Annotated in this window: 11 protein-coding genes; 7 read left to right on the forward strand and 4 right to left on the reverse strand. The window is 63.4% G+C overall.

Annotated elements, in window-relative coordinates; genetic code table 11:
• Window positions 1-94 precede the first annotated feature (94 nt).
• The 3 genes from CMC5_RS02670 to bioD all read left to right on the forward strand — a co-directional run bounded on the left by CMC5_RS02670 (window position 95) and on the right by bioD (window position 2,432).
• Window positions 95-427 (forward strand): cell division protein ZapA, encoded by a 333-nt coding sequence (locus tag CMC5_RS02670; protein WP_050428941.1) that lies wholly within the window; start codon window positions 95-97, stop codon window positions 425-427.
• Window positions 427-1,548: an aminotransferase class I/II-fold pyridoxal phosphate-dependent enzyme gene (locus CMC5_RS02675; protein WP_050435673.1), complete on the forward strand. Its 1,122-nt coding sequence runs from the start codon at window positions 427-429 to the stop codon at window positions 1,546-1,548. The genes CMC5_RS02670 and CMC5_RS02675 overlap by 1 nt, the downstream gene beginning before the upstream one ends.
• A gap of 167 nt (window positions 1,549-1,715) precedes the next feature.
• Window positions 1,716-2,432, forward strand: a complete 717-nt coding sequence (gene bioD / locus CMC5_RS02680) for an ATP-dependent dethiobiotin synthetase BioD (RefSeq protein ID WP_245678251.1) — start codon at window positions 1,716-1,718, stop codon at window positions 2,430-2,432.
• Window positions 2,433-3,039: 607 nt separating this feature from the next.
• Here the strand turns inward: bioD and CMC5_RS02690 are convergent.
• Together CMC5_RS02690 and CMC5_RS02695 are read right to left on the reverse strand one after the other, a co-directional pair.
• Complete coding sequence (locus CMC5_RS02690; RefSeq protein WP_050428944.1) at window positions 3,040-3,702, reverse strand: ABC transporter ATP-binding protein; 663 nt, start codon at window positions 3,700-3,702, stop codon at window positions 3,040-3,042.
• A gap of 4 nt (window positions 3,703-3,706) precedes the next feature.
• Window positions 3,707-5,050: a serine/threonine-protein kinase gene (locus tag CMC5_RS02695; RefSeq protein WP_050428945.1), complete on the reverse strand. Its 1,344-nt coding sequence runs from the start codon at window positions 5,048-5,050 to the stop codon at window positions 3,707-3,709.
• Between the two features lie 1,514 nt (window positions 5,051-6,564).
• Here CMC5_RS02695 and dnaN point away from each other — a divergent pair.
• The 4 genes from dnaN to clpB all read left to right on the forward strand — a co-directional run bounded on the left by dnaN (window position 6,565) and on the right by clpB (window position 14,371).
• Window positions 6,565-7,695 carry a DNA polymerase III subunit beta gene (gene dnaN / locus CMC5_RS02705; RefSeq protein ID WP_050428947.1) on the forward strand — a complete coding sequence of 377 codons (1,131 nt, stop codon included), beginning with the start codon at window positions 6,565-6,567 and terminating at the stop codon, window positions 7,693-7,695.
• Between the two features lie 86 nt (window positions 7,696-7,781).
• Window positions 7,782-8,900, forward strand: coding sequence for a DNA replication/repair protein RecF (recF, locus tag CMC5_RS02710; RefSeq protein ID WP_245678252.1), 1,119 nt, complete (start codon window positions 7,782-7,784; stop codon window positions 8,898-8,900).
• Window positions 8,901-9,180: 280 nt separating this feature from the next.
• Window positions 9,181-11,661, forward strand: a complete 2,481-nt coding sequence (gene gyrB / locus CMC5_RS02715) for a DNA topoisomerase (ATP-hydrolyzing) subunit B (protein WP_050428949.1) — start codon at window positions 9,181-9,183, stop codon at window positions 11,659-11,661.
• A 100-nt stretch (window positions 11,662-11,761) separates the two neighbouring features.
• Window positions 11,762-14,371: an ATP-dependent chaperone ClpB gene (clpB, locus tag CMC5_RS02720; protein ID WP_050428950.1), complete on the forward strand. Its 2,610-nt coding sequence runs from the start codon at window positions 11,762-11,764 to the stop codon at window positions 14,369-14,371.
• 36 nt (window positions 14,372-14,407) lie between these two features.
• Here the strand turns inward: clpB and CMC5_RS41925 are convergent, their stop codons facing one another.
• Together CMC5_RS41925 and CMC5_RS41930 are read right to left on the reverse strand one after the other, a co-directional pair.
• Window positions 14,408-15,649 (reverse strand): CinA family nicotinamide mononucleotide deamidase-related protein, encoded by a 1,242-nt coding sequence (locus CMC5_RS41925; RefSeq protein ID WP_082362184.1) that lies wholly within the window; start codon window positions 15,647-15,649, stop codon window positions 14,408-14,410.
• A 43-nt stretch (window positions 15,650-15,692) separates the two neighbouring features.
• The gene (locus CMC5_RS41930; protein WP_342673922.1) at window positions 15,693-16,589 is read right to left on the reverse strand and encodes a formylglycine-generating enzyme family protein; all 897 of its coding nucleotides are present in this window, start codon (window positions 16,587-16,589) and stop codon (window positions 15,693-15,695) included.

Here is a 16,589-nt window from a genome sequence, read left to right on the forward strand (position 1 = left end):
TCATGTGGCGGTCGACGCGTTCAATTCGATCTGCACAGTTGATCGACCTGGACGCGTAACCTCTCGCCAGTGTCGTGATACCGTCGCCCCTGTCATGGGCCGCCGCACTGTGCAGCTTCGCCTTGGAGGCACGACGTACCGCGTGGTGACGTCTGCCAGCGATGAGGAGCTGCAGCGCCTCGCGGCCATGGTGGATCAAAAACTGGCCGCGCTCTCGGCCCCAGGTCGTCCGCTCAGCCCTCAGTCGATGCTCCTCGCGGCGATGGCTCTCGCTCACGACCTCGAAGAAGAACGCGCGCGCTCTGCTCGCCTCCTGGGTCGTGCGCGAGAAGCTTTCGGGCGCATCCTCTCGCGGGTCGACGCCACGCTGGCCGCTCTCCCCGGGACGACGCCGGCTGGTGACACGCCTGCTCCCGGGGGCTCGTGATGGTGCTCGATCCACTGCGCCATCTGACCGAGGACCTCGCCGCACTGGAGCGCAGCGATCTGCTGCGCGACCCCTCGAATGCTCCACCACCACCCGGCGCGCTCGTTCTCTGTTCGAACGACTACCTGGGGTACGCGTCTCTCCCGTGGGGTGCTGTGGACGCTGCCGTCGCAGGGGGTGCTGGTGCCTCTCGTCTCGTCAGCGGCAACCACGCGACGCATCTGGAGGCTGAGCGGGCCATCGCGGACTGGCTTGGTACGGAGGCCGCGCTGCTGTTTTCCTCGGGGTATGCCGCCAACGTGGGCCTCCTGTCATCGTTGCCTGGCCCCGGCGACGTCATCATCTCCGACGCGCTCAACCATGCGTCCATCATCGATGGGTGCCGGCTGTCTCGTGCCGCAGTCGTCGTCGTCCCTCATCTGAACCTCGAGGCCGTGGAGACCGCGCTGAGGAATGCGGGGTCGTCTCGACGTCGATGGGTCGTCACCGAGGCCATCTTCAGCATGGATGGTGACCGTCCCGATCTGCATGCGCTTCGCTCCCTCTGTGATGCCCACGATGCCGCGTTGCTGGTCGATGAGGCGCACGCGCTGGGTGTGGTCGGACCTGCTGGCGCGGGGCTGTGCGCCCACCAGGGGGTTCGCGCGGACGTGCGCATCGGCACGCTGGGCAAGGCGCTCGGACTGCATGGAGCGTTCGTTGCCGGCTCGACCGCGCTCCGGACGTGGCTCTGGAATCGCGCCCGGAGCTTCGTCTTCAGCACGGGTATCAGCCCTTTTCTCGCTTCGGCAGTCGTCGATCGTGTAGGTCGCGCCGCCGCTGATGATGCAGGCCGACGTCGACTGCATGCGACTTACGATCAGCTGCGGGACGGGTTGAGGAAGCTTGGCGCGCCCATTCCGGTCACGTCGAATGCGCCCATCCTTCCCTGGCTCCTGGATACTCCAGGAGCGGCAGTCGCCCTGTCGCGGCGACTTGCTGCAGCGTCGATTCTCGTTCAACCCATCCGGCCGCCGACCGTACCGCAAGGTAGCTCGAGGCTCCGCATCACCGCGACCGCGTGTCATACCAGCCAGGCGATCGAGCACGCGCTTCATGTGTTCGGGGGACTTCTTCGCTAGAAGGACGGGCACGGTCTGAGCTCGCCCGTGGGCGGGTTCTGACGCTTGTGCCTTGCTGAGCGTCGACAGAGTGTTGACGTCTGCAGGTTCGAGGCAGGAGAACATTGGCCTGCTTCGGGAGAAGTCGGTGACGGTCGCTGACCGTCGCGCTGGTAGGCTGGACGGGCATGAACGTTTCACGTGAAACACCCCCGTGGCGCATCGTCATCGCTGGAACTGGCACGGAGGTGGGGAAGACCCATGTGGGGGTAGCCCTGGTGGCTGCTCTGGCCGCTCGAGGTGAACCTGTCTGTGGGATGAAGCCGGTCGAATCCGGGATCGTGGCAAATACGTGGAGTGATGCGGATCGCTTGGCTCAAGTGAGTGTCGTCCGGGCGTCCGAGGCACCCTTTCGGTTCGAGCCCGCCGTATCGCCCCACCTCGCAGCGAGGGAACTCGGCGTTTCGATCGAGCTCGACCAGGTGCTTTCGTGGGTGGGGACGCAAGGGGCATCCCTGGAGGTGATAGAGACAGCGGGAGCGCTGCTTTCCCCCCTGGGTCGACAGCTGACCAACCTGGACATGATCAAGGCCCTGGAGGGTGATGGGCTCATCCTGGTGGGGTTGGATCGGCTGGGCATTTTGCATGAGGTTGCCGCTTGCCTGCTCGCCCTTCGAACCCTCGCGCCGGAGCTGCCGCTACCCGTCGTCGTACTGAATGAACCGTCACAGCGGGACGCCTCGACAGGGATCAACGTCGGCGAGCTTCAGACGCTGGGGTTGATCCAGGATGGCGTGATGATGCCGCGCGGAGCTGTGGACGATAGGGAGACGCGGAAGGCAACGGAGAAGCTCATCGCGCTGCTGGAGGCCTCCCGCCGACACCATGACGCTGCGTCGGCTTGAGCCGAGTCAGGCGGCCCCTCGGGGGGGGGTCGGTTGAGGGTCGTGTCGCGCGGCCGGGCCCGCATGCGATGGGTGGCCTGGGTGAGGCAGCGTCCTGATGAGCTGGCCCAGGTGAGCCGAGGATGTCTGAAGAAGCAGGCCTTCGGTCGAACTTCGCTGGGCAGATTCTGGACTGCCTACGATCGCCACGAGGTGAGCGCTCGTGAGCGGGCGGCCCTGTCCAAGGTCCCTGCAGACGCGACCTGTGCCGAGTTGCCCCTCATCATCTCGGTGACGAACGGGCGGCGAAGCACCAACCGTCGGGCCACGCGAGGTCTGGCCCTCGATCGGGAAGTGCGACCGAGCGTCCTGGTGATCGCTTCGCGGCTCAAAACGACCGAACGCCGAAAGCGGATGAGACAAAGAACCCAGAGGCATTGGGGAATGCTGGTGAGCACGGCCGCGAAACTCTGAAGCGATGACGTCAGGGCCCCGGTCGCCCAGCAACTGTCGGATACGACATCAGCCAGACGCGCGTCGATGCAGCGCTGTCACGGAGCGCAGGTGGTTTGCCCGCCCTTCCGAATGACCAGGTGGTGGCACATCAGGTGGCGCGAGGAACGCTGGACTACGCCTGCGGGACGATGCGCCCACGGTCGAGGACCAGACGCGCAGCGTCGCTCGCACCAAAAAGATCAGGCTCATGGGAGACGACGACGACAGCGGCGCCACGGTCCACCTCGGCCTGGATCAGCAGGAGCAGTCGGGAGACGCTGGCGGCATCAAGGCCCGTGGTCGGCTCATCGAGGAGGATGAGCGAGGGATGGTGAACGAGAGCACGGGCGAGAGCGAGCCGCTGGCGTTGCCCGCGGGAGCAGGTGCGCAGGGGTCGAAGGGCGAACTTGCCAAGTTCGAAGCGCTCTTCTGCTTCTTGCCAGGCATCCTGGGTGGGTAGACCATGCATTCGGGCGGCGAGCTCGATGTTCTGGCGCCCCGTGAGATCGGGATAGGCGAGCGACTCATGCGATAGCCAGCCGATCGAGGCACGAGCCATCTCCCGGTCGTCGCCGAAAGGCTCGTAGGTGACAGCCCCCGACGTGGGACGGATCACGGTCCCCACGATGCCAAGGAGGGTGGACTTGCCCGAGCCGTTCGCGCCTTCGATGCGGGTGAGCCGCGCAGCTTCGATGGTGGCGTTGACCCCACGGAGCGCGACCGTGCTGCCGAAGGTTTTGACGAGACCACGGACCATGACCCGCTGGATGGGCGGAGCTGCGCCGAGGCTGCGCATGGGCTCAGCTGCGGTCGCGTCGTGAGATGGGATCACGCCGAACCATGGTGACACTGTCGTCCTGGAAGTTCGGCGGGTCGACCATCGTGGACTCTTCTTCGATGATCGGGCCATCGCCCGGAATCGTGGTGGGATCCTCGATCACGCGTGGCACGGAAGCAGGGGCACGGCTCGAGGGAGGGGCCGCTGAGCGTTGCTCGTGGCTGAGGGGAGGGGGGCTGCCAAAGGTGGGGGCAGGGGGTGGAACGACCGGCGGAGCGGAGGGCGCGGGAGGCGCGGGGCGCGCGGGGGCAGACCTCTGAGGGCGCGGGGAGGGATTCTCGAAGGGAGAAGGGGAAATGGGTCGACCCCTCGCGTCGCGCTCGGCAACGACGATCTCGCGGGCGTCCTGGACTCGAGCGAACACGATGGTGCCGTCATCGGTGTTCTCGTCTGCGATTTCATGGACACGGATCTTCGGATCAGGCCGCGTCGTGACTCGGGGAGCAGGGATGCTCGAGGAGAGGCGGCGCTTGAACTTCCTGATCCCTTCGAGGAACTCCGTGGCGCTCTGGAAGCGCTCTTCGCGGCCTTTGGCGAGGGCTTTGTCCACGAGCTTCGCCATGCGGTGGGGCACGCTGGGATTCAGTTCGTGGACTGGCCTGTGCCACGCCGTCAGGATCTGGACGAGGAGGGCATTGTAGTTTCGGGCGACGAACGGCCGCTGGCCCGTCAGCGATTCGTAGAGGATGACTCCGGTCGCCCAGAGATCCACGCGGTGATCGATCTGGCGATCACCTCGCGCCTGTTCGGGCGCCATGTAGTAGGGCGTCCCCATCACCATGCCTGGCTGGGTCAGGTCCATGGCGGTGTCTTCCACCCCGACGAGCTTGGAGATGCCAAAGTCGAGGATCTTCGCGAGAGGAAGCATCCCGGCGCGCTGGGAGAGGAAGATGTTCTCGGGCTTCAGGTCGCGATGGACCACATCACGCTGGTGCGCTGCGACGAGTGCCGAGAGCACCTGCAGCATCATGTCGGCGGCCTCGTAAGGGTTCAACGGGCCGCCATTCTGGATTCGTTGCGCAAGGGTCTCGCCGTGCAGACGCTCCATCACGAGGTAGGGACTCCCGTCAGGGAGCCGGCCGATGTCGTAGACCTCGCAGATGTTCGGATGACCGATGCGGCCTGCAATACGCGCTTCGTGTTCGAGCCGTGAGATGGCCTCCTTCTTTTCGGCCTCCTTGGGGTGGAGCACTTTGACGGCGACGAGGCGGCCGATGTGCATGTGCTCCGCTTCGAAGACCGACCCCATCCCTCCCTCGCCGATGACGGCGCGGACGCGGTACTTGTCGCTGATGATCTGACCCACCAGCTCGCTTCGTTTCCCGATCTCGGACCCCGTGCTCGGTCGGGCCAGGGCATCCTGCGTGATCGCGGGGACAGGAGACGATGCGCCAGCCGAGGCGTCAGCGGGACGGGCGGAGGGGGACGCGAGCCCGTAGGCGCCAGGCGGACGGGGAACCGTAGCGGGTGGTATGGCGGCGCCGCGTGCCGATTCCGGTAGGAAGGGGTGGGAGCCTCTGGCGGAGCGGGGACTCGCGGACGGAGGAGCCGCGTCGCGAACAGACGCCGGTCCAGCTGCATCGGTGAGGGGGGAGGCAGCCCGCGAGGAAGCAGGGGCGCCAGGAGCAGGAGCAGAGAGCGTGCGCGCGGTACTGCGTCCCTCTGCGCCACTTGCTGGTCCTCGTGTCGAGGCAGGAGCATCATCAGGCGTGGAGGGAAGGCGTGCACGACCCGGGATCATCGGGGGCGGTGGAAACGGTCGCGGTGGCGCACCCGCTGTCCCGAACTGCCGGGCCAGCGTCGCCCCCCTGACCGAACTGGGGCCCGCCGCCTCCTCGTGACCGATCGACGGCCTGGAGACAGCCGGCTGACCAGTGGGCGGCCTGGGGACGGAGGGAGGCCGAGGATCATGCGAAGGCGTCTGTCCCGGCAATGCGGATGGACCAGGTCGGGCCTGGCCAGCCAGGGGAGGTCGCGCTGGCGTCGCAGAGGGGCGTCCAGCGAGAGGATTTCCGAGAGCGCGCGCCGGACTTCCGGAACTCAGCGGGGACGGCGCTGACACTGAAGGTCCCGGAGGGGGGGGCGCCGGCGGTACGACGCGCGCGGGGAGGCTCGGACGCGGGCTGGATGTGGGACCGGGCCTCGGGATTGCCGTTCCGGCCTGAGGTGCAGAGGCGTGAGGGTAACGCTGAGGGTCTGGGGGCGCGGGTGAGGTTGGCTGACCCGTCCCTGGGGGAGACCGACGGAGACGGTTCGCCTCTGGTTCGAGAGGAATACCTGTAACCGGGCACACGAATGCCTCTGAGTCGTGCAGGCGGCTGCAGTGGAGGCATCGGACCAAGCCCAAGGGTGTGTACCTTCTGTCATACGCCGTTCGAAGGCCACTGAAAACACAGCCCTTGATCGTCGCGGCAGGGCGACTGGACCCCCTGCCAGGAAAGGTTGGGCGCGGGTCAGACCTGGCACTCTTCTCGGGAGTCTCCCAGACACTTCTCAGGGGAAACCTTGGGGAAAAGTACAGGTAAAGACCTGGGGGCAGAGTGAGGAAGAGTCCTCATCACACCGGCTTGCTCCCCTTGCCCACCCTCCGTCCTGGATCTCGACCTCCGTTTGTCCTCAGGGGGAAACCTGGCAACTCATCGTTTCCTTTTCCTATTTCGACTTTTCCCCATCCTCCACAGGGCCTACTACGAAGACCCTAAAGATCATCTACTTCTGAGAGAGAGAAGAAGAAGCCAGAGCAATGCCTCTCAGCGCCTGCATTTCAGCCGCACCACCGGGCGCTAACCCTGCTAAAGGGTGCGGGCTCCGGAGCCGCCCATGGACCTTGAGATCCCCAAGAAAGACCTCCTCCGCCTCGTCAGCCGTTGCCAGGGAGTGGCGGACAAGAAGAGCGCGATGCCAGCCCTCGCGAACGTCCTTCTCTCGGCGGATGCCAACACGCTCTGGGTCTCGGCAACCGATCTGTACCTCGGGGTGACCGGTCACCTCGGCTCGCAGGTCAAAACGGCCGGCTCCGTGGCCGTCCCGGCCCGTGATCTGCTCGAGCGCATCAAAGCGATGCCAGATGGGCTGTTGCACGTGACCACCACCGAGGGCGCGCAGACGACCATCAAGGCCGTGGGCAGCCCCAGGCGCTACACCCTGCCGGGGATACCAGGCGCCGAGTTCCCCCAGCTTCCCACGGCCGCCGAGGACGCCCCGCGGCTGGAGCTTCCGGTCGACCTCCTGGCGCTGCTCATTGCCCGGACCCACTTCTCGATCTCGACGGACGAGACGCGGGCGCACGTCAACAGCGCGCTGTTCGAGTGGTCGGGCGATCGCGTGAGGATGGTGACGACCGACGGGCATCGCCTCTCCAAGATGGAGGCCACGGTGTCGGGGAGCTCCGCGACGGCGACGATGCTCATCCCCCTCAAGGCGATCCACGAGCTGCGTCGCCTGGCTGACGAGGCGCGGGCCGAGAAGGACGCGCCAGTCGTGAGCATCACGCAAAGCGGACCGAACGCTTTCTTCATGATCGCGGGGACACAGTTCTCGGTGAAGCTGGTGGACGCACAGTTCCCCCCCTACCAGCAGGTCATCCCTGCCATGACGGAGCGGTCCATCCGAGCTCCTCGTGCTGCGCTGGCCGATGCCTTGAAGGCGATCTCCCTTGCCGCGAGCGATCGAACCGGTGGTGTGAAGGTCACCGTCACCAGCGGTTCGCTTCGGATCACCAGCGAAAGCCCGGATACGGGCAATGCCTTCGATGAGCTGAGCGTCGACTACGATGGTCCCGAGCTGACCATCGGGTTCAATGCGAAGTACTTCCTCGATGTTCTCAACGGCGTCGACGATGAAGAGGTAATCCTCGGCATCTCCGGAGAACTCGATCCCGCCGTCATCAAGGCTGGCAACGAGTCGAATGAACAAAGCTACGTCGCCGTCATCATGCCGATGCGCATTTGAGCGACTCCCCTTCAGCTTCGGGAGACCGCCAGCAGGCCACGCCTGACGTTCTCTCCAGTGACGAGGCTGCAGCGCCGAGCTTGTTCTTGGCACGTCTCATCGTCCGCTCGCTGAGGAATCTCGAGCACGTCGAGTTCGAACCCTCCCCCCGCTTGAATGTCATCTCGGGCAGCAACGGGCAGGGGAAGACGAGCTTGCTCGAGGCGATCTACTTTGCTGCGACGTCGAGAAGCTTCCGCACCCACCGGATGGGGGACCTCGTTACGCATGGCAGCAGGATCGGGAGTTCTCGCGCGCGGTTCGTGCAGACTCATGAAGGAACCGAGCCACTGTCGCGAGAACAGGTGGCGTCGATCGAGGGAAAGCGCTGTGTGGTGCTGGTCGACGGGAACCGTCCCTCCTCGCTGGCCAGCTTTGCCACCCTCTCACCCGTGGTCGCATTTCATCCGAATGAGATGACGCTGACGACGGGGCCGGCCAGTGGACGACGGGTGCTTCTGGACCGACTGGCCCTCTTCATGAGCCCGAGCAGCGGTGACCACCGGCGGCGTTATGAGACCGCCCTTCGTGCACGGCAGGAAATTCTTCAGCACGGCCAGGCAGGACGCCTCGACGAGCTGGAAGCCTACGAGGAACTCTGCGCAAGACACGGCGCTGCCGTGACCCGCGCTCGGGCCGCGGCCGTGGACGCCCTCATGCCAGAGCTGATCGAGGCCTTCGCGAGTATCGCTGCCCCAGAGCTCTCGCTCTCCGTGAACTATGCAGCTGGCGGCAGCCAGGACGTCGAGGTGGCTCGTGTGGCACTACGGGACGCACGAAGCCGTGACGCTCGCCGCCCGACGGCCTCTTTTGGTCCCCACAAAGACGACGTGGATCTCGCGCTGGATGGACATCCGGTCCGGCTGGTGGCGTCCCAAGGGCAGCACCGGGCACTGACGCTGGCGCTCAAGGTGGCCGAGACTGCTGCCATCCGTAATGCCCGGCGTGTCGAGCCCGTCCTCTTGTTCGATGACGTCTCGAGCGAGCTAGACCGAGAGCGGACCGAAGCGCTGATGACATACCTCGGTCTGACCCGGGGTCAGCTGTTCCTGACGACCACTCGTCCCGAACTCATCGTCACCCCCCGAATGAACTCGGCCGAGCGACGAGATTTCCACATCGATGGCGGCGTGATCCTGGGCACTCCTCCGCGCCAGGGATCGTGAAAGCGACCGAACGCCCTGGCGCCACTCGCGCTGCGCAGACAGGCGCTCGGCGAGGGTGAGTACCTTGCCCGATCAGCCCATTTCGGCTAGATTTTCAAGCCTCTGGCGGGGCTTCAAGGGCCGCATACACGCGACGGGTTGAGATGCTGGCAGGCCAGCTGTACGGGGATGACCCGTACATGCTCACAGCCTTCCATGGGGCTCAACCAGGCCGCGAGGTGCTCCCTGGAAGCCTCAGCAGATCGCGGGGCCACCTCGACCAGTGCCCCACAGGACTACGATGATCGACACCACAGCTCATTCCCAGCCGGCCGTACCACCCCCGCCCACCGCGTATGATGCGAACAGCATCACCGCGCTCGAGGGGCTCGAAGCCGTGCGCAAGCGCCCCGGAATGTACATCGGTGATGTTCATGATGGGTCCGGGCTTCACCACCTGGTCTGGGAAGTGGTCGACAACGCAGTCGATGAGCATCTCGCGGGGGCGTGCACCGAGATCCACATCACCGTCCACTTCGATGGCTCGGTATCCGTCGAAGACAATGGCCGGGGCATTCCCGTCGGAATGCATACGAAGGGCGTCAGCGCGGCAGAACTCGTAATGACCGTCCTCCACGCTGGGGGAAAGTTCGACAACTCGAGCTACAAGGTCTCCGCTGGGCTCCATGGCGTGGGCGTGAGCGCAGTGAACGCTGTCTCGGAGACGCTGAAACTCGAAGTCAAACGCGAGGGCAAGGTCTGGTTCCAGGAGTACGAGCGAGGCGCTCCGAAAGATCGACTCAAAGCGATTGGTGAGACCGACAAGACTGGCACCAAGATCACGTTCAAGCCCGATACGCTCATCTTCTCGACCACGGACTTCAGCTTCGACGTCCTCGCCAGCCGTCTGCGAGAACTGGCATTCTTGAATGCAGGGTTGCGCATTCATCTCGAGGATCAGCGGCCTGAAGGGAAGAGTGAACTCTACGAGTACAAGGGAGGGATCGGCGAGTTCGTGGCGCTGCTCAACAAGACGAAGGAGCCGGTCCACGATGAGGTCGTCGATTTCGTCGCTCAGCAAGAGGGCGCGGGGGACAGTGGACGCCTGGGTCCTCCGATCACCGTCGAGGTGGCTCTGCAGTGGAACTCTTCCTATCAAGAGTCCATCTTTTGCTACACGAACAATGTCCACAACAAGGACGGCGGTACCCATTTGACGGGACTCCGCGCGGCATTGACCAAGACAATCAACAACTACGGCGCCGCGCAGAATCACTTCAAGGACCTGAAGCAGGGTCTCCAAGGAGAAGACGTCAGGGAGGGGCTCACCTGCGTGCTCAGCGTGAAGCATCCGGATCCCTCCTTCGACTCTCAGACCAAGTCCAAACTCGTCTCGAGCGAGGTGAAGGGGATCGTCGAGAGCATCGTCAATGAAAAGCTCGCGCAATATTTCGAGGAAAATCCTCAAAACGCCCGGAAGATCATAGAGAAAGCCGTCGTTGCGGCCAAAGCCCGCGAGGCAGCGCGCAAGGCGCGCGAGGTGATCAGGAAGGGGACCCTCGATGTCACGTCTCTTTCGGGCAAGCTCTCGGATTGTCAGTCGAAGGATCCGGAGAAGAGCGAGCTGTACATCGTCGAGGGGGAGAGCGCGGGCGGCAGCGCGAAGCAAGGCCGTGACCGGCATTTCCAGGCCATACTCCCCCTGAGGGGAAAGATCTTGAACGTCGAGCGCGCGCGCCTCGACAAAATGCTGAGCTCTGCGGAAGTCGGGACGTTGATCACCGCGCTGGGATGCGGAATCAACGAAGCTGGTGGGTTCGAAATCGACAAGCTGCGCTATCACAAGATCATCTTGATGACAGACGCCGATGTCGACGGTTCGCACATCAGGACCCTGTTGCTCACCTTCTTCTTTCGCCAGATGCGCGACATCATGACGAACGGTTACCTGTACATCGCGCAACCTCCGCTCTATCGAGTCCGCAAGGGGAAGCGCGATCTGTACCTGAAGGACCAAGCTGCCCTCGATGAGTACCTGGTGAACAATGCCGTCGAAGGGCTCGAGCTTCTCTCGGCAGACAACCGAACGACGGCAGGACAGCCACTCTACCGACTGGCCCAAGGCTTGAAGCGCTTCAAGGCTGTGCTGTCCAACCTGGACAAGCGCTGCGATGCGCGGATGGTTGCGGCGGTGCTACGGTCGAGTGCTCTCGCGCGCGAAGATCTGAGGGACGCGGCGAAGGTCGCCTCCGCTGCCTCACAGCTGCACGGTTATCTCGAGCGGCGCTATCCGGACATGTTTCCACTCACGGTTTCCACGCCTCACGACAGCGAGCACGGGACGAGTCGTATCGAGATCCAGCCCCGCGCTGGAGCCAGCGCAAGGAAGAGTGTCATCGATTGGAACCTGCTCGATTCGCCCGAGTACCAGGAGGCACTCTCCATCGAGAACGACCTCCGTTCGGTCGGGGCAGCTCCCTACCGAGCGAAGGGCGCTGGTTTCGAGCAGGAGATCCTCGACGGTGAAGCGCTCAGCGATTTCCTGGAAGAGAGAGGCCGCAAGGGGATCAACATCAGCCGCTACAAGGGTCTTGGCGAGATGAACGCTGATGAGCTCTGGGAGACGACGATGAACCCCGATGCCAGAACTCTGCTCCAGGTACGCATCGATGATGTGGTGAAGACCGATGAGCTGTTCACCATTCTCATGGGGGACCAGGTGGAGCCTCGACGTCAGTTCATCGAGCAAAATGCACTCCACGTGAAGAACCTGGACATCTGACCTCCACGCCTGGTCCACAGGCCAGGTCGAACGCATTGGCAGGAGGCTTGCTCCGGCAAGCCCTTGCGAGGCGGCACACCCGCCTTAGCTTGAGCGTGCCATGCGAATCGACCGGATGACGACCAAAGCCCAGGAAGCCGTGCGCGCGGCGGTAGATCTCGCCAGTCGGCGAGGGAATCCCGAACTCTACCCGGAGCACCTGCTTCGGGTCCTGATCGAGCAAGAAGGGGGAGTCGTCGGACCCCTGCTACAGAAAGCAGGAGCTGAGCCCTCTGCCGTGGTGCGTCAGCTCGACAGCAGGATAGACAGCTACCCTCAGGTGAGCGGCGGAGCCGAGCCGAACCTCGCTCGACGTGCGCTCGCGGTGCTCCAGAGGGCGGAGGACGAAGCCAAAACCCTCAAGGATGACTTCATCTCGACCGAGCACCTCTTGCTCGCAGCGGTGAAGGTCGACCGCGAAGCGCAGCAGCTATTCGAGCGATCGGGGCTGAGCCACGACAAGATCCTGGCGGCGCTGGCTTCCATTCGCGGAAGCCAGCGGGTGACTGATCGGGATCCTGAAGGGAAGTTCCAGGCGCTCGAGAAGTACACCAAGGACCTGACGAAGCTAGCGCGGCAAGGGAAGATCGATCCGGTCATCGGGCGAGACGAAGAGATCCGTCGAGTGATGCAGGTGCTGTCGCGCCGTACCAAGAACAACCCCGTGCTCATCGGTGAGCCGGGTGTGGGCAAGACGGCGATCGTCGAGGGGCTCGCGCAACGGATCGTGGCTGGCGATGTTCCCGAGAGCCTCAAGGACAAGCAACTGGCCGCATTGGATCTGGCAGCAATGGTCGCCGGGTCCAAGTTCCGAGGGGAGTTCGAGGACAGGCTCAAGGCGGTCTTGAAAGAGATCGAGGCGGCGCAGGGCAAGATCATCCTGTTCATCGATGAACTCCACACCCTTGTCGGCGCGGGTGCCGCGGAGGGAGCGATGGACGCCGCAAATATGCTGAAGCCAGCCCTCGCGCGCGGCGAGCTGCGCTGTATCGGAGCAACTACTCTCGACGAGTATCGTAAACGTATCGAGAAAGATGCTGCGCTGGAGCGGCGTTTCCAGCAGGTCTTCGTTTCGCAACCTACCGTGGAAGACACGATAGCCATCCTCCGAGGGCTGAAAGAGCGCTACGAAGTTCACCACGGCATCCGCATCCAGGACGCGGCCTTGGTCGCTGCAGCCGTGCTGTCGAATCGCTACATCACCGAGCGCTTCTTGCCGGACAAGGCGATCGATCTCGTCGATGAGGCAGCATCGCGAATTCGAATGGAGATCGACAGTCTGCCGACCCCTATCGATCAGGTAGAGCGCAATTTGCTCAAGTTGCAGATGGAGGAGCAGGCGCTCACGAAAGAGACCGACAAGAACAGTCGGACGCGACTCGAGGAACTCAAGCGGGAGGTTGCCGATCTACAGGCGCAACGCGATGCGATGCGCGCACAGTGGATGCGAGAGAAAGAGGTCATCGGCGAAATCCGAAGCCTGCAACCACAGATCGAAGAACTGAGGATCGAAGAGGAGCGGTACAAGCGCACTGGCGATCTTGGTAAGGCGGCCGAAATTCATTACGGCCGCATCCCGGAGACAGAGAGAAAACTCGAAACACTTCGCGAAACCCTCGCCCAGGTCCAAGGGAAGGGGAGCTACCTGAAGGAGGAGGTGAACGACGAGGACATCGCGGCTGTCGTCTCGAAATGGACGGGTATCCCTGTCTCGAAAATGCTCGAAAGCGAGATGCAGAAGCTCCTTCGGCTGGAGGATGAGCTGCGGAAGCGTGTCGTAGGCCAGGAGGATGCGCTTCGAGCTGTCGCAAACGCCATCCGACGCAGCCGCGCAGGCCTCGGTGATGAACGACGACCGATCGGCTCGTTTGTCTTCCTCGGTCCCACGGGTGTTGGAAAGACCGAGCTGGCGAAGGCGCTGGCCGAGTTCTTGTTCGACGACGAGCGGGCGATGGTGAGGCTCGATATGAGTGAGTACGGTGAACGACATGCCGTGGCTCGACTCATCGGCGCTCCTCCGGGTTACGTCGGCTACGAAGAAGGTGGTCAGCTCACGGAGCCAGTGCGTCGCCGCCCGTACACGGTGGTGCTCTTCGACGAGATCGAGAAAGCCCACGCGGATGTGTGGAACGTGCTGCTTCAGGTGTTGGATGACGGCCGCCTGACGGATGGTCAGGGCAACACGGTGGATTTCAAGAACACGATTCTGATTCTGACCTCCAATTTGGGGACCATGGTGGCAGCGAACATCGAGGATCAACTAGACCTTGATGCGGACGAGAAGAGTGAGCTGGTAAGACGTGCTGTCCTAGATGAGGTGCGCAAGCACTTTCGGCCAGAGTTCCTGAACCGACTCGACGATCTCATCGTTTTCCGTCGACTGGGGCAGGATCAGATGGAGCGGATCGTGGAGATCCAGCTGGATTTGCTGAGCAAACGATTGGAACGTCGTGCGCTCAAGTTGAGTGTGTCCGATGCTGCAAAGCGATTCCTCGTCGAGCAGGGATGGGACCCGCAGTATGGAGCTCGCCCCCTAAAGCGGGCGATCCAGCGTCATATCGAGGATGAACTAGCGAAGCGCGTACTCAGTTCGGAGTTGCGTCAGGGTGACACGGTGGCCATTGACTGCCGTGAAGACCGACTGATCTTCACGAAGATGGCATCCACCTGAGCCTGCGCCTGGAGGCGGCCAACTTCCGGCGAGCTTCTAACGGACTGAGAGGTTGACCGCTGTGCGGCGAAGGAGATCGAGGGCTGCGTATGCAGCCCCATACCGTACATCGTCTCGACCTCCCGGGAATATCCGGTGCTGAGCCGAGGTGCCACCGGGGTGAGCGATGGCCCAGTGGACCAAACCAACGGGCTTGGTGGCGGTACCGCCGCTGGGCCCAGCAATTCCTGTCACTGCGAGTGCAACGTCGACCTGATGAAGCCTTCTAGCCCCTTCTGCCATGGCGATAGCTACTTCGGCAGAGACGGCGCCATGGGAGCGCAGCATCTGATCAGGTACGCCAAGAAGGCGAGTTTTGGCATCGTTCGCATAAGTCACCGCGCCCCCCACGAAGTAGGAGCTGGCAGGAAACGAGGTGAGGAGATGGGAGAGCAAGCCGCCAGTGCAGGATTCGGCGACAGCGAGCTGCCATCCTCGCGCGCTGATGGCGCGACCGACGATCTCTGGAAACTCTTCCTCTCCTTCTCCGAAGACGACATCTCCAAGGCGTCGACGCACTTCCACCGCTGCCTCGCAAGCGACATCACGAGCGACGGACTGAGTCGTCGCCCGAACGTGAACCTTCACGTCGACCTCTGGGAAGTGGACGCGATACCCCACGGTGAGGCCAGGATAGAGGGTTTCGAGTCCCGCGAGGTGCTGCCCCACGATCGATTCCCCATAGCCATATGTTCGAAGTCGTATTTGATGCGTATTCGAAGGTGACTGGCTGCGGATTCGTGGGAGGACCTGTTCGGTGAACATGGTCTTCATTTCGCGTGGAACACCGGGAAGAAAGGCGATCGAGGCGCCTGTCGCCGTGAGCAAAAATCCGGGAGCCGTTCCAGCCGTGTTGGGAAGAACCTCGGCGTTGGCCGGGAGATCTGCCTGCTTCTCATGGCCAGGGTTCAGAATGGCTCCTCTGGATTCGACTCGCTGTCGAATCGCGAGGAGTGCGCTCTCGTTGCGAACGAGGTCGACGCCGAGGGCCCGCGCGGCAGCGACAGCGGTGAGGTCGTCCGTCGTCGGGCCAAGTCCGCCCGTGGCGATCACCAAGAGATGGGTTCGGAGGAGGCGCTGAATGCACGTGACAATGCGGTCGAGGTCGTCATCCACCGTGTCAGCGGCGGTGACTGTGAACCCGGCGGCGGTGAGCTCACCGGCCAACCAATGGGCATTCGTATCGAGGATCTCGCCTCGTGTGAGTTCGGTCCCAATGGACAAGATCGCGACAGTCATGTAGCGAACGAATGTAACGCAGCCAAAGCGACGAAGGACAGGTTCATCGGGCCGCGTAAGCGCATCGGAACCCGATGTCATCCGACCGCGTTGTCGCCTCGACACTCCGTACGTGCCACGTACGGAGGGCTGTTGCACTCTCGTCCATCCAGGATCCACCCACGACGTGACCTGCAGACGTGCTGGCTCCCGTTACGATGGTCCATTCAGCCACGTTCCCGGCTAGATCGAGTACCCCTTCTGGCGATGCTCCATCTGGGCGCGCTCCGGTCAGTTCGGGTCCTGAAGTGCCCCGAGCGCACGGGCCATCACGGAGGCCGTACGAAGCACGACGACAGACTGCACCTGTGTCACCCCACGGGTAACGGCGTCCTGAGAGTCCCGACGCCGCCAGAACGAATTGTTCGCGCGACGGGAGTGCGCCTCCCGCGAAGTGACAAAATTTCTGGGCCTCATCCAGCGTGATACTGGTCACAGGAATACCAGGCTCGCCTCGTAGAGGAAGCTGAGGGCAGGAACCCGCAAGGACACACTGGGTGTATCGGGCCTCATTGACCTCCAGACGATCGAGGTGGAATCCTGGAACCCACGCTTCATAGGAGCGGACAGTGCCTTGTGCCTCCCAATCGCTTGGCGCAAGACGGAGCAACCCCCCGGCGAGGCTCACTTGGTCGTTCTCTCCTATGCAACCTGCTGGAGTGAGGCGAAGGCCGTGTGAGCAACGGTGAGGCTCGCCTGTACAACGCCCTTCGCTGTCGACGCGCTGACCCTCCCCGCAGCATCTGGAGCCGAGCGAGGTGAGGCCGACTGGGCAACGTGCCGTGGGCCCCGCAATGGTCAAAGCACACCAGGTAACGATGCCAAGCAGAGAGGGTGCCCCAGCGATACCCGCGATCCTCATCCACCCTGGACTCGCCGCGTCTCCGGCAAGCAAAGCCAT

It is taken from the genome of Chondromyces crocatus (assembly GCF_001189295.1).
Lineage (GTDB): Bacteria > Myxococcota_A > Polyangia > Polyangiales > Polyangiaceae > Chondromyces > Chondromyces crocatus.

What these genes read in the sequence shown, in the direction of transcription:
- gyrB (WP_050428949.1), top strand. Translation starts at nt 9,181, where the DNA reads ATGATCGACACCACAGCTCATTCCCAGCCGGCCGTACCACCCCCGCCC.
- CMC5_RS02670 (WP_050428941.1), top strand. Translation starts at nt 95, where the DNA reads ATGGGCCGCCGCACTGTGCAGCTTCGCCTTGGAGGCACGACGTACCGC.
- CMC5_RS41925 (WP_082362184.1), bottom strand. Translation starts at nt 15,649, where the DNA reads ATGACTGTCGCGATCTTGTCCATTGGGACCGAACTCACACGAGGCGAG.
- bioD (WP_245678251.1), top strand. Translation starts at nt 1,716, where the DNA reads ATGAACGTTTCACGTGAAACACCCCCGTGGCGCATCGTCATCGCTGGA.
- CMC5_RS41930 (WP_342673922.1), bottom strand. Translation starts at nt 16,589, where the DNA reads ATGGCTTTGCTTGCCGGAGACGCGGCGAGTCCAGGGTGGATGAGGATC.
- CMC5_RS02690 (WP_050428944.1), bottom strand. Translation starts at nt 3,702, where the DNA reads ATGCGCAGCCTCGGCGCAGCTCCGCCCATCCAGCGGGTCATGGTCCGT.
- clpB (WP_050428950.1), top strand. Translation starts at nt 11,762, where the DNA reads ATGCGAATCGACCGGATGACGACCAAAGCCCAGGAAGCCGTGCGCGCG.
- CMC5_RS02675 (WP_050435673.1), top strand. Translation starts at nt 427, where the DNA reads ATGGTGCTCGATCCACTGCGCCATCTGACCGAGGACCTCGCCGCACTG.
- dnaN (WP_050428947.1), top strand. Translation starts at nt 6,565, where the DNA reads ATGGACCTTGAGATCCCCAAGAAAGACCTCCTCCGCCTCGTCAGCCGT.